The following is a 23,812-nucleotide window of genomic DNA, read 5'->3' on the forward strand; positions in this document are numbered from 1 at the left end:
TCAGCGACCGCGACCGGTCGGGGGCTTTCTAAAACAACAACTCTACTCCTCCTGCGGTCCACCGAAATCGTTCGCCTACAAACCAAACTCTGAAATATCGCTACTCCCAGAGGTCGTAGAGGTCGTCCCGAATCGCCTCCCGAACCACGTCGCCGTCGATTTCCACGCCCGACTCCCCTCCATCGCCGACCTCCCGAACCACGCCGATTTCGCTTGTGTCGATTCCCTCGGCGTCGAGCGCGGCGATGCTGTCGTCGGTCTCGTCGTCCGGAACGGTCGCCAGCAAGGCCCCAGAGCCGAAAATCCGGAGCGGGTCCATGCCCATCGCCGAGCAGAGTTCGGCGGTCTCCTCGCGGACCGGGACCTCCTCGCGGTCGATGTCCAGCACCACGCCCGAGGCCGTCGCCATCTCCAGCATCCCGTTCAGCAAGCCCCCTTCGGTCGGGTCGTGCATTGCGGTGGCCGACTCTCGAAGAATCCGGGCCTCGGGCACGACGCTGATGTCGGCGAAGAACTCCTCGGCGCGGTCCAGCAGGGCGGGGTCCGCGTCGAGTTCGTCGCGGAAGTCCGAGGCCAGCACCGCGGTCCCCTCGATGCCAGCGCCCTTGGTCAGCAGAACCCGGTCGCCGACCTCTGCGCCGCCGGTCGGGACGTACTCGTCGGCCAGTCCCATCGCGGTCATCGAGACCATCGGGCGCTCCAGCGCCGGGGTGTACTCCGAGTGGCCGCCGACGATGGCCACGCCGAGGGCGCGGGCCTCCTCGTCCATCTGGCCGGTCAGCGCGTCCAGCGTCTCGGGGTCGTCGTCGGGCAGGAACATGACGTTGGTGAGCCATCGGGGGTCGGCCCCGCAGGCCGCCACGTCGTTGCAGGCGACGTGGACCGCCAGCGTCCCGAGGCGCTCTTTCGCCAGCGAGAGCGGGTCGGAGTTGGCCACCAGCACGCTCCCGTCTTCGAGTCGCATCGCCGCGGCGTCCTCGCCGTAGGCGGGTCCCATCTCCACCGCGTCGTCGTGCGCGCCGGTCCGGGAGAGGACGCGCGCGAGGTCGTCGGGGTCCAACTTTCCTATCATAGCTTCTTCTCGGTGGTCGGGGACCTAAGATGCGGCGGACCGCCGGGCAGGTTCGTCCCGTTCTGCGACCGTCCGACGACGGCCAGCGGAGAGTAGCTTCGACGGTCTCGTGATAGAATTGTCTAGATGTCTCTAAGAATTAAAAATATTGCTGGAATATGTGTTATTGTTGCTCTGCTCAGGCGCTACAGACCCGGTGCAGGTCGTCGAGCGACTCGATGTCCCACGTCGGCCAGACGTTCAGGTCCCAGTCTCTGCGGTGGGGACGCCGGATGAACGCCGAGTCGATGCCCGCGTTCTCGGCGGCCTTGATGTCCGACTCGTTGTCGCCGACGAACAACGCGGAGTCGGCGTCGAGGTCGGCCAGCGCGCGTTCGAGGTAGTGGGGGTCGGGCTTTCGCAGGTCCAGACTCTCGATGGTGGGTTCCCGACCATAGGCGGTACCGAAGTGGTCCCGCATGTCGAAGTGGTCAAGCAGGAAGTCCACCGTCGCCTGCTGGTTAGAGCTCACGATGCCCATCGTCGCGTCGAGGTTCTCCAACGTGTCGATGTCGCCATAGGGGGTCTTGCGCCCCGCGCGGGCCTCGACCTGCTGGGCGCGGGAGAGTCGGGTGTCCCGCGCGCGCCAGAACGTCTCCGGGTCGAGTCCGTAGGCGTCACAGACGGTATCGACAGAGGAGGGCGTCGCACCAATCGTCATGTCCTCGATGTGGTCGGGGTCGCAGTCGGTCACACCGAAGTCCGCGAACGTCGCTTCCGTGGCGTCCCGCAGAACGTCGAAGTGAGTTCGACCGACGAGGACACCGTCGTTGTCGAAGATGACGGTATCGTAGGTCATACTATATGCTGACGGGGGAGGCTTATAAGCGTTCGGCGATACTCCCGGACGTCCGGCATTTCGCCACCGTCCCCGACCTTTATCCCCGATTGCGACCCAGTTCCGGCATGGAGCGGTACGACCAACTCTATCGACTCTACGACGAGTTCGACGCCGGGACGCTTCGGGCCTTGCAGAACTTCGTGGACCTGTTCCCGCCGGTGGACTCGCGGGTCGCCCTCGAACACTGGCAGGAGGCCGGTGACGAACTGGACGACCGGAAGGCCGAGATTCGGGACGCCTTCCCCGAGACGGGCGAGACGTTCTGCGAACTCGCCGCGCGGGCCTCGCGGGACCAAGCGTTCACCGCGCTCGACTTGCACACCAAGTACGACCGAGGAGTAAACGTCCTCGTCCTCGACGTGGACGAGACTCTGCGCTCGGCGGGCGGCACCGACAACGAAATCCCGCGCGAGACCCTCCACCTCCTGACCGAGTTCCACGAGGCGGGCATGCCAATCGTGGTCTGCACCGGCCAGACCTTAGAGAACGTCAAGGGGTTCCTGATTCAGGGCCTCGGCAACGAACTCGTCCACTCAGGGGACCTCTCCATCGTCTACGAGGCCGGAACCGGCGTGTTCACCCCCGGCCACGGCGCGGACACCAAGCGACTCCTCTACGAGAATCTGGATTCGGACGTGCGGGCTATCTTCGACGCGGTGCGCTCGCGGGTCCTCTCGGAGGCCCCCGAGCGACTCCGCCGCGGGTGCCACCTGCAAGGCAACGAGTTCAACGTCACGCTCAAGCCCAACTTCGAGACCGGAAGCCAGCAGGCCCGCGAGGTCATCGACCGAGGTCTCGTCTACGAACTCGACCTGCTCGGGCGAGTCGTCGCCGAGGAGGTCGGCGGCGACGAGTCGCAAGCTAGCGATTGGGCGCGGGCCTTCTACGCCGACCAAGACCCCGAGATTCGGGGGGTCCTCGAAAGCGAGGGCGAGACGCCCGACTGCGACCCCGACGACGTGCCCGACGACATCGCCGACACCTTCGAGCGCATCGACGTGGCCTACTACGAGGCCGACGCCGCCGAAATCGGGAGCCTCGAACTCAACAAGGTGGTGGGCGTCGAGGCCGCTTTCGACGTGCTGGGCATCGGCGACCCCTTCGCTGTCGTCATGGGCGACAGCAAGAGCGACCTCCGGGTGATGGAGTGGGTCGCCGAGAACGACGCTGGTATCGCCGCCGCGCCGGAACACTCCTCGCGCGACGTGCTGGACCACGTGATTCGGACCGACGAACTGGTGTTCGACCGCGGGAAGGCGGGCGAGGTTCTGCGGACGATTTTCGCGCTGAATCGACTGGCGAATCTGGGGTAGCGGGCAGAACTTGGGTTTGTGAGGCCCCGTGATTTGGGTTGCTGGTTCGAGGTTCCAGAACTTCGAGTCGGTGTCGAGGAGGTAGCTACTGCCGACTCGCGGGACACCCCACAATACCGCATCGCCGCGACGGCGCGCGCCGAGAGCGAAATCAAAGGTATCTGCAACTCGCGTCAGGTCCACCGCCACATCGCCGCCACCGAGAGCGGCACCGTCCCGAGCCACATGACCCATCGATAGCGCGGGACCCACCCGCCCAGCGGCGGGCGGTATCCCCCGATCTCACGCAGGTAGTAGTAGGTCCCGTCTCGGCGGACGATGCGGTCGCGGTCCGGAACGTCCCCGCGAAGGGTCACGTTTCCGTTTCGGACAACCGTCCGGGCTTGGTCCGTAGCCTCGGCGTATGGGTACGAGAGGTCCCGGACGACCGCCTCGACCGACCGGGGTTCGAGGGTCAGTCGGACGCGCTCGCCCGACCGCTCCATCGCTGGCTCGTAGAACCCGGACGAAAAGACGACGTACCGGTAGTCGATGGCGTCCCCGGTTTCGACCCTCGTCGAGTTCAGCACGGTTCCGTTCTGGAGGACCGCGGTTTCGAGCGCGCAGGCCCGCCCCAGACCGGTGTAACATTCGAGGGTTTCGGGATGGGATTCGGCGTACCGGAATCGGTTCTCGTCGGTCATCTCGACCGCTCGATACGGGGTCGCGGGTTCGTTGGCGTGCGGGAAGAACCAGACTGGATTCGCCGCCAGCGCGACCAGCAGAACCGCCCAGAGTGCCAACTCTGTGTCGAAGTTCATCGGTAGCGACCGTAATTATAGTTGTTTCGCGCGCGAAGAAAGCGCACGCGACCAGCGCGCAAAGTGCGACGAGCGTACTTCGGGGGCGAGTGTGCGGCGCGAGGGACCATACGCCGCCGAACGAACCCCAACGAGTAGACTCTGGCGGAAAGTTCAGACGTTCAACCGGAACCGAACCGTATCGCCGTTCTCCAGCGAACTCCGAGTCGAGAGCGTCTCGGTCGAATCGAAGGACTCGCGGACGACCACGGTGTCCGAGCGCAGGCGCTGGCCGTCGAGGACGCCCGCGCGGACCTGCGGGCCGTACTTCTCGGCGAGTTCGTCCACAACGTCGGCGACCGTCGCGTCGTCTGGCACTGCAACGCGGGCCTCGTGGGTGCCGGTTCGGGCGACGAGGGTTCCGGTGAGTTTGACTGTCACGTTCATACAAACCCATCTGCGCGCCATCGACTAAAAGTTTACTCACACTCGAAAAAGAAATGCCGAGATGCCACCCCTTAAGAACGTCGCCGTCCACGATTCGGACATGGTGGACAACGCACCCAGTCCCGGCGAGGAGGACCCACTCGGCGTCCACGGCGTCGTCCCGCCGACCGTGACAGCGTTCGAGGCGGACGAATCGGTCGATTACGAGGCGACCGCGGCCCACGCCCGCTTCGTCGTGGACCGCGGAGCGCACGGCGTTTTCCCACTCGGAACCAACGGCGAGTTCCCCCTGTTGACGCCCGACGAGCGCGAGGGCGTGGCCGAGGCCGTCGTGGACGAAATCGGCGACGACGCGCCCGTCATCGCTGGCGTCGGGTCAGCGAGTACCCGCGAGACGGTCTCGCACGCCGAACACGCCGAGGAGGTCGGCGCGGACGGCGTGGTCGTAGTGACGCCCTACTACTACCCGCTGGACCACGACGCCGCGGTCCGCCACTACCGGCAGGTCGCCGAGGCAATCGACCTCCCGGTGTACGTCTACCACATCCCGAGCAAGACCGGTAACTCGCTGTCCTTGGAGACCCTCGACGCCCTCGCCGAAATCGAGAATCTGGTCGGTCTCAAAGATTCGAGCAAGGACGTGCCGTGGCTCGGACAGGCAATCGACGCCCACCCCGAGATGACTTTCCTCGCGGGGTCCGACTCCCTGCTGTTCCCCGGACTGGAAGTCGGGTGTGCGGGCATGGTCAGCGCAGTCGCCAACGCCTTCCCCGAACTCGTAGTTGACCTCTACGAGGCCTACGACGAGGACGACGAGGAGCGCGCCCGGCGACTCCAGAGCGAGGTCTACGACGTGCGCGACGCCCTCAAGCGCGGTCCCTACATGGCGGGCGTCAAGACCGCCCTCGACCTGCGCGAAGTCGGCTTCAATCCCGGCCCGCTTCGGAGTCCGCTCCGCAAGATGGACGAGTCGGACCGCGAGGCGCTGGCCGACGACCTGTCGGGTCTCGGCCTGCTCTGACCCGGCGGTTGGCCCGCTCCGAAACGTTCGCTCCGTTCTGTTCCGTTCTGTTCTCTGTGAACGGTCGGAACTTTTAATTCTGAAAAAGTAGTATCGAAAATTGCGACGGTCCCCGCGGTAGCGTGGCGGTTCTGGCGTGGTGACGCTCCGACGTGGCGACTCGAACCCCGCGCTGGGAATGGGAGTGTTCGCACCGACACAGCCATGAATATCGCCCTCCCCCTCAACAAGCGCACAGTCCTCGGTGGACAGTACCTACTGGTCGGCGCGACGGGCGCGCTGGCCCTCGAAAGCACCCTGCTGGCCGTAGCACTGATTACGGTCGGCGTGTACCTGCTTTTCGCACCCGTAGTAGCGTGAACCCCGAGACCTTCAAATTTTTACTCCGGGGAGAGTAAGTAGTTGGCATGGTTCGTAACTACGAGTCGCTCCACGACCCGAACGCCGAGTACACCATGCGGGACCTCTCGGCGGAGACGATGGACTGCGACGGCGTGCGCGGTGAGGGCCGGGACGTAGCGATTACCGACGTGCAGACCACGATGATAGACGGCAACTTCCCGTGGACCCTCGTCCGAATCTACACCGACGCCGGAGTCGTGGGGACCGGCGAGGCCTACTGGGGGGCCGGCGTGCCCGAACTCATCGAGCGCATGAAACCCTTCGTCGTGGGCGAGAATCCCCTCGACATCGACCGCCTCTACGAGCATCTCATCCAGAAGATGTCGGGCGAGGGGTCCATCGAGGGCGTCACCGTCACGGCCATCTCCGGCATCGAGGTGGCGCTCCACGACCTCGCGGGCAAGATTCTCGACGTGCCCGCCTACCAACTGCTGGGCGGGAAGTACCGCGACAAGGTTCGCGTCTACTGCGACTGCCACGCCGGCGAGGAGGCCGACCCCGAATCCAACGCCGACGAGGCCGAGCGCGTGGTCGAGGAACTGGGCTACGACGCGCTCAAATTCGACCTCGACGTGCCCTCCGGCCACGAGAAGGACCGCGCGAACCGCCACCTCCGGAACCCCGAAATCGGCCACAAGGTGGACATCGTGGAGGCGGTCACCGAGCGCGTCGGCGACCGGGCCGACGTGGCCTTCGACTGCCACTGGACGTTCTCGGCGGGGAGCGCCAAGCGCCTCGCCAGCGCGCTCGAGGAGTACGACATCTGGTGGCTCGAAGACCCCGTTCCCCCGGAGAACCACGACGTGCAGAAGAACGTCACCCACTCCACGACCACGCCCATCGCGGCGGGCGAAAACGTCTACCGCAAGCACGGCCAGCGCCGACTCATCGAGGAGCAGGCCGTGGACATCATCGCCCCCGACATGCCCAAGACCGGCGGGATGCGCGAGACCCGGAAAATCGCCGACCACGCCGACATGTACTACCTCCCGGTGGCGATGCACAACGTCTCGTCACCGGTGGCGACGATGGCCTCGGCGCACGTCGGCGCGGCCATCCCGAACTCGCTCGCGGTCGAGTACCACAGCTATCAACTCGGCTGGTGGGAGGACCTCGTGGAGGAGGACGTTATCAAGGACGGCTACATCGAAATCCCGGAGAAACCGGGTCTCGGCGTGACCATCGACATGGACGTGGTGGAGGAGAACATGGTCGAAGGCGAAGAGTTGTTTGACGAGGCGTAAGCGGCCTGTGGACCGAAAGCCGCTGGCTTTCGGTCCGTCTCACCCCGAGAACAGATACGCCCACCTAAGCATTGTTTCTATTTACTAAAGCAACGAAATTGTTTCTTCGGTACCCCGCCGACGGCCGTTCCGACTTGTAGATAACGCCACAGTTTTGGTCCACGGCTCTGGGGAGACAGGTATGTCGCCCATTCCGCTTCTCACTCCCGCCCGCCGCGACGCTCTCCTCGCGGTCCTCGCGCTGGTCCTCCTCGTCGCGCCGATTTGGGCACCGATGCTCCACCTCGGCGACCCTGCCGACCGCTACGAGCGAGCGCTGGTCACTGCCGAAAACGGCACCATCGAGTACGCTAACGAATCGAAACTGCGGACCGATATTCCCATCAGCACCGAAATCGTCTGCACGGAACCGTTCATGCGGTCCCGCGGCTGTTTCTTCGAATACTACCTCGCGGAGGGACACACGATTTCGACCGGTATCTGGTCGAGTAATCCCGACTACGCTCCGCTCCCGTCGTTCGAGCGGTACCGGTACGCGGCCGTCAACGGGTCGGTCTACGAAATCGCCCGCGACGTCAACGAGTCCGTCCAGAACGACGAGGGACTTTACCGCGTCGAATTGGCGCTCGACCCCGAACCCGCCGACGAGGTTCTGCGCTCTGTGTCCGTCTCCGCCGAGCGCGTCCCCTCCCCGGTTCGCCGGGCCGCAGAGCGCGGGACCGCGACCTCTCACCGCGAAATCGAGGTTCCCGAGACGCCGGTCCGACTGGCCGACGGCACCTACTACCGGGTGTACGAGGCCGGGAAGACCGACCCGTCGAATTTGGCGGGTCTCCTCGACGGCATCGTGCGCTACAGTTTTCCCTTCCTCGGCCTCGCGCTGGTCGGCTACCTCCGGAGTCGGTTCGAAGTCCGGTACGTCGGCGAGTCGTGAGTTCCGACCCCCGATTTTATCGCGCTCCTCGTCGTGGAACGGTAGCACATGCCGCGACGACGCGACTACGCCATCGACCACCGCCTGAGCGACGAGGACGAGAACATCCACAGCGTGTGGGACAACAGCCTCGACCCCGCCCTCACGGTCGAACCGGGTGACGTGGTGCGCTTCGAGTGCCGGGACGCGGTGGACCGGCAGGTGGACGTCCAGACCACCGCCGAGGAGGTCCCCGACATCAGTTTCGACCCAGTGCATCCCCTGACGGGGCCGGTCGCCGTGGAGGGTGCCCGACCCGGCGACGTGCTGGAAGTCGAACTGCTGGACCTCCAGCACAAAGGGTGGGGCTACACCGCGTTCTGGCCCAGCGAGATGGAGTTGGGCCTGCTTCCCGACGATTTCGAGGACCCCGGTCTCCACGTCTGGGACTTGGAGGGCGAGGTAGGCCACTTCGTGGACGGCATCGAGGTCCCACTGGACCCCTTCCCCGGCGTCATCGGAGTCGCGCCGGAGGCAGAGGGCGAACACGACACGCTCCCGCCGCGGTCGGTGGGCGGGAACATGGACGTCAAGCACATGACCGCGGGTTCGACGGTCTATCTCCCCGTCGAGGTCGAAGACGCCCTGTTCAGCGTCGGGGACTGTCACGCGGCGCAGGGCGACGGCGAGGTCTGTGTGACGGGCGTCGAAGCGCCGATGTTCGTGACGGCCCGCTTCGACGTGCGCTCGGAGATGGACATCGACCAACCCCAGTTCGAGACCCGCGGGCCGTTCACCCCGACCGGCCACGACGAACCGATGTACGGCACGACGGGCATCAGCGACGACCTGATGGAGGCGACGAAGAAGGCGGTCAGGCACATGATAGCCCACCTGCACGAGGAGCGCGGTCTCTCTCGGGGCGAGGCCTACCTCCTCTGTTCGGCGGCGGTGGATTTGAAGATTAGCGAAGTCGTGGACGCGCCCAACTGGACCGTCTCGGCGTACCTGCCCGAGAGCATCTTCCCGTGACGAGTGGGGTCAGTCGTCCGTCATCGAACGCTCGCCGGACTGCCCGGTGATGGACGAACACCGGCCACAGATGTCGAGTTCGCGCCGTTCGGCCTCGGTTCGGTCGAGGACTTGCGACGGGTCCGAGGCAAACGCGCTCTCCTCGTTTATCGACCCACAGAGGCTGGCGGTGTTGGCGTCGTTCGGGAGGTGATAATAGCCCGAACCGGCGACCGTGGCCTCGGGGACGACCAGTAGTCCATCGTTCAACTCGTCGCCGAGGTGCAGAACAGCGACCGGAGGTGCGGTACCTCGTCCTGATGGCTTTCCATGAACGCGACGACCGAGGGAGAACTCCGCTTGCGGACGGTCTTGCTCTGGGCGTCGTACTCAAGCAGGCCGATGCTCGCCATCTTCGGCAGGTGGTTGTGATGGAGCGAGACGCGAATCTGGGTCTCCAGTTCGGCAGTTACCTCCCCGACGCCGGCGTTCATCCGCCCTTCCCAATCGAGAACTTTCCGAGTGAGTTCGTCGAGGGTCACGACTGGGTCGGGGTCTTGGTCGAGAGCGTAGAGGAGGTACCGTCGTCGTCGGTCCTTCAACAGGTCGAACATGGTCGTCGCCGAGAGGTGTGTCTCTGTCATTGGTCTGGCCGTGGGAGCGCTCCGATTATCTCTAGTGGGGGAGTAACACATATCAACCCCCGACATTTTCACACGCTCGTGGATTTACGAGCATTAGAGTGACAAGACGGCGCTGTCTGCTGTAGTTTTCGGAGTGAAAACACGTGCCGGATTCGATAGCCCACGAACCGCCGTTTGGCGGACTGTCGCCGCTGAAACCTGCCACGGAAGTGGCAGGGAGGCACGCCGTGGCAAGTGGTTGGGACACGAACCAACGCGCGTGCCATCCGGATTTAGTATTCCCTCCGGTATCAAGCTTGTGTGATTAACTGAGTAACAGGAATTGGTTTCTCCGGGTGGTGGCGGTCGAATCTCCTCGTCGTCCGCGAAACGCGTAGTTGTCGCGGAGACTCGGAGCTACGAGAAGAACAAGTCCTATTGGTCGTGGATGATAATATCTATTGCAACTCCCGTTTCTGCGGGACGAGGTTGGGACACATGAGTTCGAGCGATTCACACGACAACCGCGACCAAGCAGTCGAATTACTCCAGCAACTCGGGTTGAAGGAGTACGAGGCAAAGTGTTTTGTCGCGCTCTCCCGCATCCGGGAAGCGACAGCGAAAGAGATAAGCGAGAGTTCCGAGGTCCCCCGAACCCGAGTCTACGACGCGGTTCGAATCTTGGAGGCCCAAGGACTCGTGGAGGTCCAGCACGGGAGTCCGCAGTTGTTCCGGTCCGTACCGGTCGAGGAGGCCATCGCAACGCTCCGGGACCAGTACGAATCCCGGTTCGATACGCTCCAAGACGTCATCGAGGACCTCGACCGACCGGCCAAGACCGAAAACGATTCGGTCCACGAAGTGTGGTCGCTCTCGGGAACGACGGCCACTGCCAATCGGACCCACCGGCTCATCGAGAACGTAGACGAAGAACTGTTCCTGCTCGTCGGGCACCCGAATCTCGTCACCGACGACCTGATGGAGAGTCTGGACGACGCGACCGACCGGGGCGTCTCGGTCATCGTCGGGACGGAAGACGAGTCCGTCCGAGACGCGATTAGCGAGCGAGTGCCCAACGCCGAGGTATTCGTCTCGGAACTCGATTGGCTCAACGGGACAGGGGAGAACGCCAACGACGTGAAAATCGGCCGCGTGCTGTTGGGTGACCGCTCCACGATTCTCATCAGTTCTATCGAACCCGAGACCGACAAGGAGCGTGCGGTGTACGGTCGCGGTTTCTCGAACGGACTGGTCGTCATCATCCGTCGCTTGATGTCAACCGGACTGCTTCAATCGGCCGACCCCGGCAAGCAGAACGACGAGTAGGAGACCGGGGCGAACCCCGGCCGTGACTCGGTTCAGGGCCGTCGCTCGCGGATTCGGTGGTCGGAAACGTCGTACCAGTAGAGGAGACTCGTGATGCTGAACACTCCGACGACGAGTCCGGCCGGGAGAAACTCGAAGACACCCCGGAACGCCGGACGGAGTTGTGCGATTGCGACGACGAACCCGAGAGCGAGGACGATTACGGTCAGGTACGTCGTGTGCCACGGAATCGACGGCGACAGCGGATGTAGTTGGCGACGCATTTACTCATATCCACACATCCAATAACGTCCGACGTAGCAAGACTGTTCTGGTGGCCGTGCCGACGGGGCGACTGGGCCGATTGGGCGGAATCGGACGAATCGAGCGGAAAACGGACAACTCCAGTCGGACGTGCGGTTACGATTTCCGTTCGCGCTCCGGTGGGAGTTCGCCGTTCAGTTCGAGAAGTTGGAGGGCCTGCTGGGTGTGGTAGTTCTTTTCGGCGGTGTCTCCGGTCTCTAACGCCGTCTCTAGTTTCCGCACCGCCTCCCTTCGCCGACGATTCGTTCCCATCGGTACGACACTCACGCGCCGACGAGCTAACTGTAACCCATCTCAGGGTGACACGCCGAGGACCGGCGACAGTCGCCATCGCGGACCCTCGAACCGCTGTCGGTATCACGCGGGTCACTCGCCCAGTCTCTCGCCGTCGAGGGTGCTAAATCTATACAAGAGAAAATAAAACAATTTCTAAAGAATTGTACACCTGTCTTTTATCGGATTTCCGGCAGGCGTGCGCTCTCGGAGCGCGACCGCTCGGCGGTTCGGCCGCCGAGACGCCCGCCGAACGCTCGCGCCGAGTCGAGACGCTCTCCCGTCACGCCAGCGCGGGGTCCACCTGCCGACCGACCCACAGCAGACTCCCGACAAGCAGTACCACCGCGGCGGGAATCAGCCACTCGAACACGGTCAACACCGCGCTCGACGCCTGAATCCCGAAGATGACGAGGACGATGGGGCCGCAACACGCCGCGCCGGACAGCAGGGCCGGAATCCCCGCCAGCACGCCCGACGAAGACGAACCAATGCCACACGCTTTGGGCTGTCGCCACGCGACGTAGGTCACTGCGAGGTTCAGGCCCACCAACAGCGCGATGGCCACCCCGACGAACGTGTTCAGCGAGAACAGATACGTCCCGACGCCGAACTCCACGAGCGCGACTGGCTCGAACGACAGCGCGCTGTTGGCCGGTCGGAAGAATCGCCCGAGAGGGTCGTCGGCCACGACGAATCCGAACTCGCCGCCGTTCCGGCCTCCGAACGCGAGGAGGTCGCTGAACCAGAGGTACGCCACCAGATAGGCGAGGGTAACGCCCCCGAACACCGCCTGCCCGTCGCGCCGACCGAGCGCCGCGCCGATGGCGAATCTGGTCCGCGAGAGGGTCAGAGAAATCGGTCCGCGCGAGACGTTCTCCGTCGCCATCACCCGACCAGCCCCGCGTCGGCGTTCGGCGACTCGCTGGCGGACCCGACCAGTTCCGTACTCGGGTAGAACCCCGACCACGCGAACCACATCGCGTCGAAGGCGTACACCCGGTCGAGCGGCAGGTTCGCGGGGTCGTAGCTCGTTCCATCGCCCGCGACGACCTGCCCCTGCGCTCCTTCCTCGCGGCCGAACGACGCGCCCTCTGGGTTCCGGTAGACGTAGCCGGTGTCGAGCGCCGAATCGTAGACCGCCAGATGGGGAGTCCCGCCGACTTCGCCCGAGAGCAGGCCCTCCTCGCGCAGGACCGACTTGTCGAACGCAATCCGGCCCGAACCGGTCCGCGAACCCATCACGACGCGCTTGTTCGGAAGGCGGCCGTCCGACCCCAGCGGCGGGAACAGCGGCGAGTCCCGGACGTAGTAGCCGCTCCGGTTCGGGACGTAGGAACCGTAGGGGTCGTTGTCGTAGTTCCGGACGTGGCCGGTGTCGGTCGAAAGGACCGCCGTCTCGGGGTGGACCGCCTTCCAGCGGTCCCACGTCGTCCAGACCAGTCGGAACTCCCGCAGGGATTCGCCCTCGAAGGTGCCCGAAATCGCGGTCGCAAGCACCTGCGGCCACCGGCTATCGGTCTCACGGTCGTACATCACGAGGTTGTTGTTCACCAACTTGCCCGAAACGCCGAAGGTCGTCTCGCCGCGCTCGAACCCCATCGCGGTCCCGGTCAGGGGACAGTAGGTGACGGACACCGGTTCGTCGCCAACCACGTCGTTGACGATTTCGTGATGGACCAGAATGCGCTGTGGATAGGCCCTGACCTCGCCGTTCCGAACCAGTCCGAACACCACGTCCTCGGGGCGCAGTTCGTCGTCGGCCTTCCCGGCGTCCCGGAATTTCGGCTCGTCGATGGACGGGATGCCGTCTTTGGGCGGCCCGCCCGAGAGGACCTCCTCACGGAGTTTCTCGAAGTCGTATTCGACCGGCAGTCGGTCGTCTGCGACCGGGATGCCCTGTTGGGTCGGTCTGCTCGCCGTGGTCGTCGGTGTCGTCTCCTCGTCGTCCTGCGCACCTGCTCCCGGTCCTGCTCTGCCGATGCACCCCGCGAACCCCGAGAGCGCGACTCCGGCCGCGGCTACGAACGTCCTCCTCGAACTCCCTTCCATGTGAGTCGGTAGGCCACGAGTAAGGTTAACGCTTCTACGGTCGTGGCGCGGAACTGCACACCCGACTGTTTGGAGCGAAGCGGAGGAAATTGGAATCAACGTATTTCAATTTATTGGCCGAAAACTGGTATATCGTCGGCTCTTACCCTTCGTTACTGACGAGCGGTGGTTTCATACCGGGTACGAGGAATAATGTTTTATGCTATGGAGAGTACTCGCTAAATGATGGGTAGTATGCCATGAAGACCGGGATTCTCATCGTGGACGACTCGGAGTTCATGCGACAGCGGGTCAAGAGCGCCTTGGCGGACGACGAGTACCGCATCGTCGCCGAAGCGCCGAACGGAGCGTGGGCCATCCAGAAGTACAAGGAGAACGCCGACGACATCGACTTGATTCTGATGGACATCGTGATGCGGAAGGCAAACGGCCTGAAGGCCACCGCCGCCATCAAGAAACTGGACGACGACGTGCGGGTCATCATGTGTACCAGCGTCGGCCAGCGCCAGAAGATACAGTTGGCCGCGCGGGCCGGGGCCGACGCCTACATCACGAAACCGTTCGAGGACGACGAGCTAACCGACGCCATCGACGGGGTGGTCGCCTGATGGACGAGCGACCGACTCCCGGCGTGAGCGACCGCCAGCGGCGAGTCACGTCGCGGGGGTGCCGGTATGGACCCGACTGACGACGCCTTCTTTCGGGAGGCCAAGTCCCAGATTCGAACCTTGGGCGACGGCCTGCTGGCACTCGAACGCGACGACGAGGAGGCCTCTGTCGCCGAGTTATTCCGAGTCGCCCACTCGCTCAAGGGGTCGTGTCGGACCCACGGCCTCGGCGAGGCCGGGGACCTCGCTCACGTCCTCGAAGACGTGCTGGACGCGATTCGGGGCGGCGAGGTCGAACCGACGCCGGAGCTGGTAGACGCGGCGCTGGAGACGGTGGACCTGCTGGAGGCGACGGTCCGGGACGCCGCGGTCGGAAGCGGCGTGGACGGCGACCCCGAGGAGGCCGGCGAATCGCTCCGCGAGACGCTGGACCGAGCGCGCGCCGAATCGTCCGCCGACACCGCTCCGCCTGCCGATTCCGCTCGGTCGGAATCGGCCGACTCGGGCGACGACTGGGACCCCGCCGACGCCGACCTGAGCGACGATGTAGTCGAAGCCTTGGAGGAGAGTTCGGAGTTCGACGACCTCGACTCGCTCCTCGACGGAATGGACGACCCGGAGGGCGACGACGAGGAGTTAGACGGGTGGGGTATGCTCGGCGAGGACGCAGGCGAGGACGAGTCGGCGGACGACCAGCGCGACGAACCGCAGGAGGCCGCGACGCCCGACGAACCGTCCTCGTTCTTCGAGCGGACCAAGGCCGAAATCGAGTCCGGCGACGAGAGCATCGACGCGCTTCAGGACGACATCGACTCGGTGGAGTTCGGCGAGTTCGACGACGAGGACACCTATACTATCGAGGAGTTAATCGAGTTGGAACCCGACGAGGAGGCCGCCGGCGAACCGGCGGCCGACGAGTCAGCAGAGGCAGTAGAGGCCGCCGGCGAACCGGCGGCCGACGAGTCAGCAGAGGCAGTAGAGGCCGCCGGCGAACCGGCGGCCGACGAGTCAGCAGAGGCAGTAGAGGCCGACGCGGAAGTGTCGGCCGACGAGTCCGCGGAAGAGTTAGAGGTCGCCGGTGAGTCAACAGACGACGAGACCGATTCGGCCAACTCGACAATCGTTTCAGATAACTCGACAACTTCGGAAGACACTTCTATAGATGTTTCGGGTGGTGCTGGAATTGTCTCGGAGCCGGACGACGAGACCGATTCCGACGACGCCGATTCGTCGGAGTCGGTCGCGGCAGACGACCCGCTCGGCCTCGCGGACGGCGATTCGGTCGGGGGCGACGAATCGGTCGAGGACGGCGCGACACCGGACGACCCGGACGAGGCAAGCGACGAGGAGACCGGCACGTTCGTCTTCGGCGAACCCGAGGACGACACCCCACCCGAGACTGCGGACCCGGACGATAGTTCGACCGGGACCGAATCCGTCTCGGACGACGTACCCGACGCCGACTCGCTTCCGGACACCGACCCCCTGCCGGACGCCGATTCGCTCACCGACGCGGTGCCGGACTCCGACTCGATGCCAGACGAGGACCTCGGCGTGGACCTCTCGGGCGACTTCGACGGGATGGGCGACGACCTCTCCGGGGAAGCCGAGACCGGCATGGACGTGTCGGTAGACGAGGAGATGGAGGCCTTCGAATCCCGATTCGGCGACCTCCTCGGCGAGGCACCGACCGGCGACGACGACGAGGGCGCGGTCTTCCGGTCCGCGGTCTCGACCATCGAGGAGAGCAGTCTCGACGCCGACCAGTTCCCGACCGCCGACGCCGCCGCGCCCGGCGAGACCGGCGAGTTCGACCGCCTGCAGGCCATGACCGTGGACGTGGACACGGCCGACAGACTCCTCGACGTCGCCGAGGAGCTATCGCTGTCCCACCTCCGGCTGGACGAGGCAGTCACTCCCGAAACCGACGAGGCGATTCGCGAGGAGGTCTCGAACCTCCTGCGAATCGTGACCGACTACCGCCGGACCGTGATGGACGTGCGACTGATGGCGCTCGAAACCGCCATCGAGACGATTCCCCGGACCGTCCGGGACGTGGCCCGAGCGCAGGACAAAGCGGTCTCGGTCGCGGTGGACGACGCCGACGTGGAACTCGACCGGTCCATCATCGACCGCCTGCGGGACCCGCTGGTTCACCTCGCGCGAAACGCCGTGGACCACGGCATCGAACCGCCCGACGAGCGCGAGAAAGCCGGTAAACCCCGCGAGGGGACCGTCGAAATCTCGGCCGAGCGCGTCGGCGACGAGGTGGTCATCGAACTCTCGGACGACGGCCGAGGAGTAGACCCCGAAGCAGTCCGCGAGCAGGCCGTCGAGCGCGGCGTCGTCTCGCCCGCCGAGGCCGACCGACTCTCCGACTCAGAGACCTACGACCTCCTGTTCGAACCCGGATTCACCACCACCGACGAAGTGACCGACGTGAGCGGTCGGGGCGTCGGCATGGACGTGGTGAACCGGACCGTCGCGGACCTCAACGGCACCGTGACGGTCGAGAGCGAACTCGGCGCGGGAACCACGGTTCGACTCACGGTCCCGGTCTCCATCGCGCTGACCGAAGTCCTGTTCGTGGAAGTCGAGGGCCGGACCTTCGGCATCCCGATGACTGCGGTCGAGCAGATAACCCCCACGCCGCCGGTCGAGACCGTAGACGGTCGTGAGGTGGTCCGGCGCTCGGACTTGGACCTCGTGGGCGGACTGCCCGAGGGCGTCGAGGCCGAGGACGCCTATCCCCACGTTGACCTCCGGGAGGCGCTGGAGTTGTCGCAAGCGAACGGGAAAGAGGCCCCCGGCGCTCCGGACGACCAAATCGTCTGGATTCGGGCCGAGACCGGTCGGCGCGCGGTCCGGTGTGACCGAGTGGTCGCCTCCCAAGAGGTCGTGGTCCGACCCTACGGCGACCTGCTCAGAGACGTGCCCGGCGTCAGCGGCGCGACCACGCTCGGCGACGGACGGGCCGTGAACGTCCTCGACACGGAGTCGCTATGAAACTCGACGTGGACACCCTCGGGACGTTCTACGAGATGGCCCGCGAGGGGGCCGGACTGGCCGCGAATCGGTTGAGTTCGATGACCGACATCCCGGCCCGAGTGGACGTGACCCACCTCAACTTCACCCGAGACGCCGCCATCGCGCGGGACCTCTCGGGCACCGAGTGGGTCGGCATCCGGGTCGAACTCTCGGACGGGTTCGGCGGGACCTCGCTTCTGCTGTTCGACGCCGAGAGCGCCGAGACCATCGCCACCGCGGTCATCGACGGCATTCCGACGGTCACGGCGGGGACGCTTCAAGAGAGCACGGTCACCGAAATCGCCCAAATCATGAACAACGGGTTCGTGGACGGGTGGGCCAACGTGCTGGACACGAACATCGACGTGTCGGCCCCGACCTACGTCAGCGCCGACCGGCCCGACGAGTTTCTGGCGGGGACCGAACTGACGCCGGACGAGGACGAACTCGCGGTCCTGTTCCGGAACAACCTCGAAGCAGTGGGCGAGGAGCTAACCTTCCGCCACTACCTCGTTCCCGACTCCGAGACGGTCCAGCGCCTGTTTCAGGCCCGGTCGGAGGACCGCGCCATCGAGTTCGAGAAACTGGTCGGGTTCGACCGCATCGCCCAGCGCGGTGCCACGCAGGTCGCCGACAACCTGACCCAGATGACCGGCATCGAGATGGACGTTGACATCCGGCGCATCAACTTCATCTCGCTCGACGCGATTCCGAGCGAAGTCTCCCCCGAACCGATGGTCGGCGTGGCGTTCAGTTTCGCCGGGATGCCGAGTGGCTACCTGCTGTTCCTGTTCGACGCCGACTCGGCCCGCCGACTCGTGAGTCGGAGCCTCGAAACCGAGACGGCCCGGAGCCTCGGCGAGTTCGAGCGTGACGCGATTCAGGAACTCTCGAACGTGATGGCCAGCGGGATGCTCGACGGGTGGGCCAACCTGCTCGACACCAGCATCGACCACTCGACGCCGGCCTACGCTCACGACATGGGTGCGGCGGTGGTTGACCCCCTCGTCGTCGGATTGGGCGATTCGCAGGAGTTCGCCTTCGTCTTCGACACCCGAATCGAGGCCGTCGATACCGAGGTCGATTTGGACATCTACGTCATCCCCGACGAGGAGGACCTCCGACAGGCCCTCGGCGCGTTCGACATGTCGCGGGTCGCCGTCACCCAACCCGAGGCCTCGACCGACCTCTCCGAGCAGGACGTGGACTTGGACTACTGGGACACACTGTGAGCAATCAAATTATATTCTAAGAAAATAATATCATGGCTTAAATCATGAATTAGGTCTCCTCGGCTCGCTGTCATCGCTCACGGCCACTGTTCACATCGCTCACCGTCACCGCTCGCCATCACTGCCCCTACTCCCGCATCGTCCGTCGATTGTAAAAGCCCACAGCGAGCCTTGATTTTGTATCCGTTACGTTTTATAACTATTTGGTCATGTTGCGTGAAGATTTATTACGCCATGCCGAATGGGTTCTCTCAATGTCCAACTTTCCGCGCGCGTTCGTCCCTACTTTCCTCAGGCGAAGCCATCCGCTCAAGGTGGGTCTGACGATGGTCGTCGTGGGGGCGGTCACAGCAGGAGGAGTGTACGCGACCGGGCGATTCGACCGCACGGTCGCCACAGCGGCGTTCGGCGGGGCGCTCGTGGCCGGGTTCGTCGCCACCCTCTCGTCGTGGCGCACCGCCAAATCGCTCGACCGACTGGTCGCCAGCGCAGACCGGCGTGCCGACGGCGAGGACCCCGCCTTCGACACCGCCCGCGTCGATTGCGCTGGTCGGGTCGCCGACTCGATGGCCGACACCCACGAGACGCTGGTCGAGGAGCATCGAGCGCGCCGCACGGCGGACGAGCGCGCCGACTCCCTCGAAGCGACCGCCCGAGAGTATGCTGGGGTCGCGGCCGAAACCGCCGAGGGCACCCTCGACGCCCGAATGAACCCCGCCGACAACGAGGCCATGGCCGAACTCGCTACCGAGTTCAACGCGACCCTCTCGACGTTCGAGGAGTCGGTCGCGGACCTGACGCGCCTCGCCGACGAGGTGGTCACCCACGGCCAAGAAGTCGCGTTCGACGCCGCCGAAGTCGCGGAGGGGAGTGACGGGGTGGTCTCGTCGGTCGAAGACATCTCCGCGGAGGCCGGGACCCAGACCGACGACTTGCAGTCCGCGACCGACCAGATGAACCGCCTCGCCACCGCGGTCCAAGCGGTCGCCGAGTCCACCGACGAGGTGGCGACTATCGCCGAGCAGACCGTCGAGACCGGCAGAGAAGGCCGCGAGGCCGCCGACCGCGCCGTCTCGGGCATGAACGACATCGAGAACGAGTCCGAGGAGACCGTCGAGGCCATCGAGAGTCTGGAATCGGAGGTCCAGCAGGTGGACGAACTCATCGACTTCATCGGCGAAATCGCCGAGCAGACCAACATGCTCGCGCTGAACGCCCACATCGAGGCCTCTCGGGCCGGCGAGCAGGGCGCTGGCTTCGCGGCCGTGGCGAACGAAATCAAGGAACTCGCCGAGCGCACCAAGGAGGCCGCCGCCGACATCGAGGAGCGACTGACCCGCATCCGCAGGCAGACCGACCGCACGGTGGACGAGGTTCGGGACACCAGCGCCCGCATCGCCCAGCAGACCGATTCGGTCGAGAACGCGGCCGAGGCGCTCGCGGACATCGCTGACTACGCCCGAGAGACCAACGCCGGCGTGCAGGAAATCAGCGACGCGACCCGCGAGCAGGCCGACTCGACCGAGGAGGCCCTCGAAATGGTCGAGGACGCCGCCGAAGTCAGTGAGGGCATCCGCGACGAGGCCGAAACCGTCGCGTCCTCGGCAGACGCCCAAACGACCGCGCTCTCGGCAGTCTCGGACACCGCGGCCGGCCTCGCCGAGCAGGCGACCCGCCTCGGCAACGCGCTGGAATCGCTGGACGACGACTACGAAGTCGCCAGCGCCGATTTCGAGGTCGATGCCACGGGCGAACCCTCGGAGTCCGACGAACCCGAGGAGTCGCCGGCGGATTCCGAGGCGGTCGAATCGATTGCCGAGGACCCGATTGCTGATGACCCGGTTTCCGACGACCCGGAACCCGAAACCGAAGACGACGCCGTAGAACCGGACGCCACCGCGGACGAGGACCCGACGCCCGCCGAGGTGCCGGAACCCGACGGCGGGGAAGTGACCGCCGAGGAGCGAGTCGGCGACGGCCCCGACGAGACGGTCGGCGACGACCCGAGCGACCGCACCGAATCCGCCGGCGGCGAGGAGGCCTGAGATGAGCGGCGACCTGTCGAACGCCGGGACGATACAGGCCCCCGGCGACCGGCGCGAGTGGGTCGAGTTCGTGAACTTCAACCTCGGCAACGAGAGCTACGCCCTCGAACTCGGCCGCGTCGAGCAGATTCTGGCCGACCCGGACGTGACCGAGGTGCCCCAGACCGGCCGGACCATCGCAGGGGTGACGAATCTCGGGAGCGAGATTCCGGTCGTGGTCGAAGGCCGGGCGCTGTTGGAACTCCCCGAGCGCCCAGTGGCCGCAGAGCCGACTCTCCTCCTGCTGGACCGCGACGACGCCCGGCCGACCGGCCTGCTGGTGGACGAGGTAGTCGGCATCGAGGCCCACAACGTCGAGACGGTGGCTCCTCCGGGTGCGGTCGAGGACTGGTCGCTCCCGGTCGGTCCGCGGTGGTTCCGCGCCGTGGTCGAGGACCCGGACCGAGCGGGCCAGCCAATCGGGGTGTTCGACCTCGACGCAATCGTCCGCGAGGCGAGGGGGCAATCGTGACGCCCGAGAACGATTCGGCCGGGCAGGACTCGGCCGAGCGAGACAGCGAGAATGGGACTCCTCCCGCCGACGACCGACTCACCGTCCCCCTCGAAACGCTGGCGGTGCTGAACTGGTTGGGCGACACCGCCATCTCGGGCGTCGAATCGCGCATCAACGACGTGGTGGACGACGACCTGACGGTCACGACCGAGCAGGTCAAAATCGGCTACGCAGACACCCAGACCCTCGATTCGCAGTTCCACACCGACCAGCGCGCCGGGGCGAGGGTCCTCCTGAGTAAACCCTTGGTCGGCAACGTGCTGGTCACCTTCCCGATGGACAGCGCGAACAAGGCCGCGGCGCTGATGCTCCAGCGCGCCGTCGAGGACCTCTCATCTGTCTCGACCGAGATGGGCCGGGACGCCCTGACCGAACTCTGCAACATGATGGCAAACGGGTTCGTGGACGAGTGGGCCACGCTGTTCGAGACCACCATCGACACCGGGTCGCCGGTCGCGGTCCAAGACCCCGAGCGAACGCTGGTCGCGCGAATCCTCAAGCAGTACGAGGTCGGCCTGTTCATCCGGTCGAGACTGCGGATTCCCCAGCACGGCATCGACGCGACCATCTACATGTTCCCCGGCAAGGAGGAGTTCGTCACCAAAATCTCGGCGGTGGGTCTCGACGTGATAGAATGAAGACCTACGAGGGCGGTCCCGACGAACCCGACCGCAACCGGCGCTTCGTCGGCGTCTCGGAGTACGAGGTGGTTTCCGAGGGCGAGACGCTGGTCGCTTACGGTCTCGGGGCCTGCGTCGGCCTCGCTATCTACGACCCCGAGAACGGCGTCGGCGGACTGGCCCACTCGATGCTCCCGCGCCAGTCCGAGGGCGACGGCACCAGCGAGGGCAAGTACGTGGACGCCGCCGTCGAGACGATGCTCCGCGAAGCCGTCTCGGCGGGCGCGAGTTACGCCGGACTGGAGGGGTACGTCGTCGGCGGGAGCGACCTGCTGGACCTCCAGCAACTCCCGCGCGAGGTCAGCGACAACAACGTCGCCACCGCCCGCGAGGAGTTCGCAGACTTGGACGTGCCAATCGAAGGCGAGGACGTGGGCGGGAGCAGAGGCCGGACAGTAGAGTTCGACACCGAAACTGGCGAATTGCAGGTCGTGACGGCTTACGACCCGGAACCGACGATTCTGCGAGCAGGCGACGACGCGGACCTTGACTGAGCAGGCAGACCTCAGACTGACGCGTTATTTTCCCGTCAGTCGAGGTCCGCGCGCTCGAACCGGAGGTATCCCAGCGCGAGGGGGATGACACCCCAGAAGGCCAGAATCACGAATCCGACCCAATCCTGTAGGTAGATGGCGCTCCCCTCCGGGTAGAACGTGAGTTCGCCGTACTCCGGGATAACGACCCGCACGGCGTGCATGAACGCCGTCGAGGGGTTCACCAATCCGAGGAACTTGAACCAGTCGGGGAGGCCCGTCTCGGGGATGTCTTGGCCGTAAATCGCCAACTGGAGCAGGAGGAGCAGAACGTCCCATCCCAGTATGAACAGGAAGTAGAGTCCGCCAGCACCGGCGAACGCCCGGCGTCTCGACTGCATCCCCGCCGAAAAGCCCGTGGCGAGGCCGACGTAGACCGCGCCGTAGAGTATCGTGAGAAGGGTGTAGAGGACGAAGACGGCGACGTCGAACGACTCGTAGGTCGCCAGCGCGACGATTCCCGCGACGGCGTAACCGACCAGAATCGAGACGGCGATGACGCCGGTCCGGCCGACGAACTTCCCGAAGACGACCTCTGCCCGCGAGTTCGGGAGCGACAGCGCGAGTCGGAGACTGCCGCTCTCGCGCTCCCCGGCGATGGTGTCGTAGGCGAGGAGCAGACCGATGAGCGGAATCAGGAACACGGTCGGTTGGCGCATGCTGTTGAGCAACGCCAGCGTGCTGGTCTCGACGGCGCTGTCCCGGTACATCACGGGCACCCACTGTATCGCGGCCAGACCGGTGGCGAAGACGACGAACAACAGCGTGGTCGAGACCAGCGAGAACGACCGGATGGAGTCCCGGAAATCCTTCTTGACGACCGCGATGAAGCCCATGTAGGATTTTAATCAGACACCTACATGGCTTTTGGGAGGGTGTTGTGTGCTACTGCGTGACCTTCTCGCCGAACTTCTCGCGCACCTTCTGGACCTTCGGTTCGGCCTGAATCGAGCAGTACTGGTCGTTGGGATTCTTCTCGTAGTAGTCCTGATGGTACTCCTCGGCCTCGTAGAACTCCTCCAGCGGTTCGACCTCGGTCACGATTTCGTCGCCGTCGTAGGCCCCTTCGGCGTCCAACTCCCGGAGGAATCGCTGGACGATTTCCTTCTGGTCGTCGTCGTGGTAGAGGACGATGGACCGATACTGGGTCCCCACGTCCGGTCCCTGTCGGTTCAACTGGGTCGGGTCGTGGACCGTGAAGAACACCTTCAGCACGTCCTCGTAGCTGAGTTTCTCGGTGTCGTACTCGACCTGCACGACTTCGGCGTGGCCCGTGTCGCCCGAGCAGACCTCCTCGTAGGTCGGGTCCTCGGTGTCGCCGCCGGCGTAGCCCGACGTGACCGATTCCACGCCGTCGAGTTCCTTGAACGCCGCTTCGGTACACCAGAAGCACCCGCCGCCGAGGGTGGCGGTTTCGGTCGCTGTCATGGGCGGGTGTAGGAGTCGCGGACGGTTAGGTTTGCGGGAAGCGGCTA

General features: G+C 65.1%; 26 protein-coding genes. 14 read left to right on the forward strand and 12 right to left on the reverse strand.

Going from position 1 to position 23,812, the window contains the following annotated elements; all coding sequences use genetic code 11:
- Positions 1 to 100: 100 nt before the first annotated feature.
- Together P2T57_RS00535 and P2T57_RS00540 are read right to left on the reverse strand one after the other, a co-directional pair.
- Positions 101 to 1,072 (reverse strand): AIR synthase family protein, encoded by a 972-nt coding sequence (locus tag P2T57_RS00535; RefSeq protein ID WP_276300523.1) that lies wholly within the window; start codon positions 1,070 to 1,072, stop codon positions 101 to 103.
- A 178-nt stretch (positions 1,073 to 1,250) separates the two neighbouring features.
- The gene (locus tag P2T57_RS00540) at positions 1,251 to 1,910 is read right to left on the reverse strand and encodes an HAD family hydrolase (RefSeq protein ID WP_276300524.1); all 660 of its coding nucleotides are present in this window, start codon (positions 1,908 to 1,910) and stop codon (positions 1,251 to 1,253) included.
- Between the two features lie 107 nt (positions 1,911 to 2,017).
- Here P2T57_RS00540 and P2T57_RS00545 point away from each other — a divergent pair, with 107 nt between their 5' ends.
- Positions 2,018 to 3,265, forward strand: coding sequence for an HAD family hydrolase (locus tag P2T57_RS00545; RefSeq protein WP_276300525.1), 1,248 nt, complete (start codon positions 2,018 to 2,020; stop codon positions 3,263 to 3,265).
- 173 nt (positions 3,266 to 3,438) lie between these two features.
- Here P2T57_RS00545 and P2T57_RS00550 read toward each other — a convergent pair whose 3' ends face one another.
- Positions 3,439 to 4,065 carry a DUF8127 domain-containing protein gene (locus tag P2T57_RS00550; protein WP_276300526.1) on the reverse strand — a complete coding sequence of 209 codons (627 nt, stop codon included), beginning with the start codon at positions 4,063 to 4,065 and terminating at the stop codon, positions 3,439 to 3,441.
- 153 nt (positions 4,066 to 4,218) lie between these two features.
- Entirely contained in the window at positions 4,219 to 4,491 is a 273-nt protein-coding gene (locus P2T57_RS00555; RefSeq protein WP_276300527.1) for a MoaD/ThiS family protein, read from the reverse strand.
- Between the two features lie 100 nt (positions 4,492 to 4,591).
- Here P2T57_RS00555 and P2T57_RS00560 point away from each other — a divergent pair, with 100 nt between their 5' ends.
- From P2T57_RS00560 to P2T57_RS00580, 5 genes are all read left to right on the forward strand, one after another.
- A complete protein-coding gene (locus P2T57_RS00560; RefSeq protein WP_276302133.1) occupies positions 4,592 to 5,512 on the forward strand; it encodes a dihydrodipicolinate synthase family protein in 921 nt (306 codons plus the stop codon).
- A gap of 204 nt (positions 5,513 to 5,716) precedes the next feature.
- The gene (locus P2T57_RS00565) at positions 5,717 to 5,872 is read left to right on the forward strand and encodes a hypothetical protein (protein ID WP_276300528.1); all 156 of its coding nucleotides are present in this window, start codon (positions 5,717 to 5,719) and stop codon (positions 5,870 to 5,872) included.
- Positions 5,873 to 5,919: 47 nt separating this feature from the next.
- Positions 5,920 to 7,158 (forward strand): mandelate racemase/muconate lactonizing enzyme family protein, encoded by a 1,239-nt coding sequence (locus P2T57_RS00570; RefSeq protein ID WP_276300529.1) that lies wholly within the window; start codon positions 5,920 to 5,922, stop codon positions 7,156 to 7,158.
- A gap of 181 nt (positions 7,159 to 7,339) precedes the next feature.
- Positions 7,340 to 8,092 (forward strand): DUF8127 domain-containing protein, encoded by a 753-nt coding sequence (locus tag P2T57_RS00575; protein WP_276300530.1) that lies wholly within the window; start codon positions 7,340 to 7,342, stop codon positions 8,090 to 8,092.
- A gap of 48 nt (positions 8,093 to 8,140) precedes the next feature.
- On the forward strand, positions 8,141 to 9,103 hold the full coding sequence (locus P2T57_RS00580; RefSeq protein WP_276300531.1) for an acetamidase/formamidase family protein: 963 nt from the start codon (positions 8,141 to 8,143) through the stop codon (positions 9,101 to 9,103).
- Between the two features lie 9 nt (positions 9,104 to 9,112).
- Here the strand turns inward: P2T57_RS00580 and P2T57_RS00585 are convergent, their stop codons facing one another.
- Positions 9,113 to 9,352, reverse strand: coding sequence for a hypothetical protein (locus P2T57_RS00585; protein WP_276300532.1), 240 nt, complete (start codon positions 9,350 to 9,352; stop codon positions 9,113 to 9,115).
- Positions 9,349 to 9,726: a DUF7344 domain-containing protein gene (locus P2T57_RS00590; RefSeq protein WP_276300533.1), complete on the reverse strand. Its 378-nt coding sequence runs from the start codon at positions 9,724 to 9,726 to the stop codon at positions 9,349 to 9,351. Before P2T57_RS00590 ends, P2T57_RS00585 begins: the two co-directional genes overlap by 4 nt.
- A gap of 477 nt (positions 9,727 to 10,203) precedes the next feature.
- Between P2T57_RS00590 and P2T57_RS00595 the strand changes: the two genes are divergently transcribed.
- Positions 10,204 to 11,031, forward strand: a complete 828-nt coding sequence (locus P2T57_RS00595; protein WP_276300534.1) for a TrmB family transcriptional regulator — start codon at positions 10,204 to 10,206, stop codon at positions 11,029 to 11,031.
- 32 nt (positions 11,032 to 11,063) lie between these two features.
- On the opposite strand, the gene P2T57_RS00600 is transcribed toward P2T57_RS00595, so the two are convergent.
- From P2T57_RS00600 to P2T57_RS00615, 4 genes are all read right to left on the reverse strand, one after another.
- Positions 11,064 to 11,294, reverse strand: a complete 231-nt coding sequence (locus P2T57_RS00600; protein ID WP_276300535.1) for a hypothetical protein — start codon at positions 11,292 to 11,294, stop codon at positions 11,064 to 11,066.
- A gap of 136 nt (positions 11,295 to 11,430) precedes the next feature.
- The gene (locus P2T57_RS00605; RefSeq protein ID WP_276300536.1) at positions 11,431 to 11,586 is read right to left on the reverse strand and encodes a hypothetical protein; all 156 of its coding nucleotides are present in this window, start codon (positions 11,584 to 11,586) and stop codon (positions 11,431 to 11,433) included.
- A 304-nt stretch (positions 11,587 to 11,890) separates the two neighbouring features.
- Complete coding sequence (locus P2T57_RS00610; protein WP_276300537.1) at positions 11,891 to 12,496, reverse strand: hypothetical protein; 606 nt, start codon at positions 12,494 to 12,496, stop codon at positions 11,891 to 11,893.
- Entirely contained in the window at positions 12,496 to 13,659 is a 1,164-nt protein-coding gene (locus P2T57_RS00615) for a DUF3179 domain-containing protein (protein ID WP_276300538.1), read from the reverse strand. Before P2T57_RS00615 ends, P2T57_RS00610 begins: the two co-directional genes overlap by 1 nt.
- A gap of 239 nt (positions 13,660 to 13,898) precedes the next feature.
- Here P2T57_RS00615 and P2T57_RS00620 point away from each other — a divergent pair, with 239 nt between their 5' ends.
- The 7 genes from P2T57_RS00620 to P2T57_RS00650 all read left to right on the forward strand — a co-directional run bounded on the left by P2T57_RS00620 (position 13,899) and on the right by P2T57_RS00650 (position 22,298).
- On the forward strand, positions 13,899 to 14,267 hold the full coding sequence (locus P2T57_RS00620; protein ID WP_276300539.1) for a response regulator: 369 nt from the start codon (positions 13,899 to 13,901) through the stop codon (positions 14,265 to 14,267).
- A 66-nt stretch (positions 14,268 to 14,333) separates the two neighbouring features.
- Positions 14,334 to 17,273: an ATP-binding protein gene (locus P2T57_RS00625; RefSeq protein WP_276300540.1), complete on the forward strand. Its 2,940-nt coding sequence runs from the start codon at positions 14,334 to 14,336 to the stop codon at positions 17,271 to 17,273.
- Entirely contained in the window at positions 17,270 to 18,526 is a 1,257-nt protein-coding gene (locus tag P2T57_RS00630; protein WP_276300541.1) for a chemotaxis protein CheC, read from the forward strand. The genes P2T57_RS00625 and P2T57_RS00630 overlap by 4 nt, the downstream gene beginning before the upstream one ends.
- Before the next feature lie 254 nt (positions 18,527 to 18,780).
- Positions 18,781 to 20,571: a methyl-accepting chemotaxis protein gene (locus tag P2T57_RS00635; RefSeq protein ID WP_276300542.1), complete on the forward strand. Its 1,791-nt coding sequence runs from the start codon at positions 18,781 to 18,783 to the stop codon at positions 20,569 to 20,571.
- A gap of 1 nt (position 20,572) precedes the next feature.
- Positions 20,573 to 21,082 (forward strand): chemotaxis protein CheW, encoded by a 510-nt coding sequence (locus tag P2T57_RS00640; RefSeq protein ID WP_276300543.1) that lies wholly within the window; start codon positions 20,573 to 20,575, stop codon positions 21,080 to 21,082.
- The gene (locus tag P2T57_RS00645; RefSeq protein WP_276300544.1) at positions 21,079 to 21,762 is read left to right on the forward strand and encodes a chemotaxis protein CheC; all 684 of its coding nucleotides are present in this window, start codon (positions 21,079 to 21,081) and stop codon (positions 21,760 to 21,762) included. Before P2T57_RS00640 ends, P2T57_RS00645 begins: the two co-directional genes overlap by 4 nt.
- Positions 21,759 to 22,298 (forward strand): chemotaxis protein CheD, encoded by a 540-nt coding sequence (locus P2T57_RS00650; protein ID WP_276300545.1) that lies wholly within the window; start codon positions 21,759 to 21,761, stop codon positions 22,296 to 22,298. The genes P2T57_RS00645 and P2T57_RS00650 overlap by 4 nt, the downstream gene beginning before the upstream one ends.
- Positions 22,299 to 22,333: 35 nt before the next feature.
- On the opposite strand, the gene P2T57_RS00655 is transcribed toward P2T57_RS00650, so the two are convergent.
- Together P2T57_RS00655 and msrA are read right to left on the reverse strand one after the other, a co-directional pair.
- Positions 22,334 to 23,173, reverse strand: coding sequence for an ABC transporter permease (locus tag P2T57_RS00655; RefSeq protein ID WP_276300546.1), 840 nt, complete (start codon positions 23,171 to 23,173; stop codon positions 22,334 to 22,336).
- A 49-nt stretch (positions 23,174 to 23,222) separates the two neighbouring features.
- Positions 23,223 to 23,765 carry a peptide-methionine (S)-S-oxide reductase MsrA gene (gene msrA, locus P2T57_RS00660; protein ID WP_276300547.1) on the reverse strand — a complete coding sequence of 181 codons (543 nt, stop codon included), beginning with the start codon at positions 23,763 to 23,765 and terminating at the stop codon, positions 23,223 to 23,225.
- Between the last annotated feature and the right edge of the window lie 47 nt (positions 23,766 to 23,812).

The sequence above is a fragment of the Halorussus lipolyticus genome (assembly GCF_029338375.1).
GTDB classification, from domain to species: domain Archaea; phylum Halobacteriota; class Halobacteria; order Halobacteriales; family Haladaptataceae; genus Halorussus; species Halorussus lipolyticus.

What these genes read in the sequence shown, in the direction of transcription:
- P2T57_RS00535 (WP_276300523.1), bottom strand. Translation starts at nt 1,072, where the DNA reads ATGATAGGAAAGTTGGACCCCGACGACCTCGCGCGCGTCCTCTCCCGG.
- P2T57_RS00540 (WP_276300524.1), bottom strand. Translation starts at nt 1,910, where the DNA reads ATGACCTACGATACCGTCATCTTCGACAACGACGGTGTCCTCGTCGGT.
- P2T57_RS00545 (WP_276300525.1), top strand. Translation starts at nt 2,018, where the DNA reads ATGGAGCGGTACGACCAACTCTATCGACTCTACGACGAGTTCGACGCC.
- P2T57_RS00550 (WP_276300526.1), bottom strand. Translation starts at nt 4,065, where the DNA reads ATGAACTTCGACACAGAGTTGGCACTCTGGGCGGTTCTGCTGGTCGCG.
- P2T57_RS00555 (WP_276300527.1), bottom strand. Translation starts at nt 4,491, where the DNA reads ATGAACGTGACAGTCAAACTCACCGGAACCCTCGTCGCCCGAACCGGC.
- P2T57_RS00560 (WP_276302133.1), top strand. Translation starts at nt 4,592, where the DNA reads ATGGTGGACAACGCACCCAGTCCCGGCGAGGAGGACCCACTCGGCGTC.
- P2T57_RS00565 (WP_276300528.1), top strand. Translation starts at nt 5,717, where the DNA reads ATGAATATCGCCCTCCCCCTCAACAAGCGCACAGTCCTCGGTGGACAG.
- P2T57_RS00570 (WP_276300529.1), top strand. Translation starts at nt 5,920, where the DNA reads ATGGTTCGTAACTACGAGTCGCTCCACGACCCGAACGCCGAGTACACC.
- P2T57_RS00575 (WP_276300530.1), top strand. Translation starts at nt 7,340, where the DNA reads ATGTCGCCCATTCCGCTTCTCACTCCCGCCCGCCGCGACGCTCTCCTC.
- P2T57_RS00580 (WP_276300531.1), top strand. Translation starts at nt 8,141, where the DNA reads ATGCCGCGACGACGCGACTACGCCATCGACCACCGCCTGAGCGACGAG.
- P2T57_RS00590 (WP_276300533.1), bottom strand. Translation starts at nt 9,726, where the DNA reads ATGACAGAGACACACCTCTCGGCGACGACCATGTTCGACCTGTTGAAG.
- P2T57_RS00595 (WP_276300534.1), top strand. Translation starts at nt 10,204, where the DNA reads ATGAGTTCGAGCGATTCACACGACAACCGCGACCAAGCAGTCGAATTA.
- P2T57_RS00600 (WP_276300535.1), bottom strand. Translation starts at nt 11,294, where the DNA reads ATGCGTCGCCAACTACATCCGCTGTCGCCGTCGATTCCGTGGCACACG.
- P2T57_RS00605 (WP_276300536.1), bottom strand. Translation starts at nt 11,586, where the DNA reads ATGGGAACGAATCGTCGGCGAAGGGAGGCGGTGCGGAAACTAGAGACG.
- P2T57_RS00610 (WP_276300537.1), bottom strand. Translation starts at nt 12,496, where the DNA reads ATGGCGACGGAGAACGTCTCGCGCGGACCGATTTCTCTGACCCTCTCG.
- P2T57_RS00615 (WP_276300538.1), bottom strand. Translation starts at nt 13,659, where the DNA reads ATGGAAGGGAGTTCGAGGAGGACGTTCGTAGCCGCGGCCGGAGTCGCG.
- P2T57_RS00620 (WP_276300539.1), top strand. Translation starts at nt 13,899, where the DNA reads ATGAAGACCGGGATTCTCATCGTGGACGACTCGGAGTTCATGCGACAG.
- P2T57_RS00625 (WP_276300540.1), top strand. Translation starts at nt 14,334, where the DNA reads ATGGACCCGACTGACGACGCCTTCTTTCGGGAGGCCAAGTCCCAGATT.
- P2T57_RS00630 (WP_276300541.1), top strand. Translation starts at nt 17,270, where the DNA reads ATGAAACTCGACGTGGACACCCTCGGGACGTTCTACGAGATGGCCCGC.
- P2T57_RS00635 (WP_276300542.1), top strand. Translation starts at nt 18,781, where the DNA reads ATGTCCAACTTTCCGCGCGCGTTCGTCCCTACTTTCCTCAGGCGAAGC.
- P2T57_RS00640 (WP_276300543.1), top strand. Translation starts at nt 20,573, where the DNA reads ATGAGCGGCGACCTGTCGAACGCCGGGACGATACAGGCCCCCGGCGAC.
- P2T57_RS00650 (WP_276300545.1), top strand. Translation starts at nt 21,759, where the DNA reads ATGAAGACCTACGAGGGCGGTCCCGACGAACCCGACCGCAACCGGCGC.
- P2T57_RS00655 (WP_276300546.1), bottom strand. Translation starts at nt 23,173, where the DNA reads ATGGGCTTCATCGCGGTCGTCAAGAAGGATTTCCGGGACTCCATCCGG.
- msrA (WP_276300547.1), bottom strand. Translation starts at nt 23,765, where the DNA reads ATGACAGCGACCGAAACCGCCACCCTCGGCGGCGGGTGCTTCTGGTGT.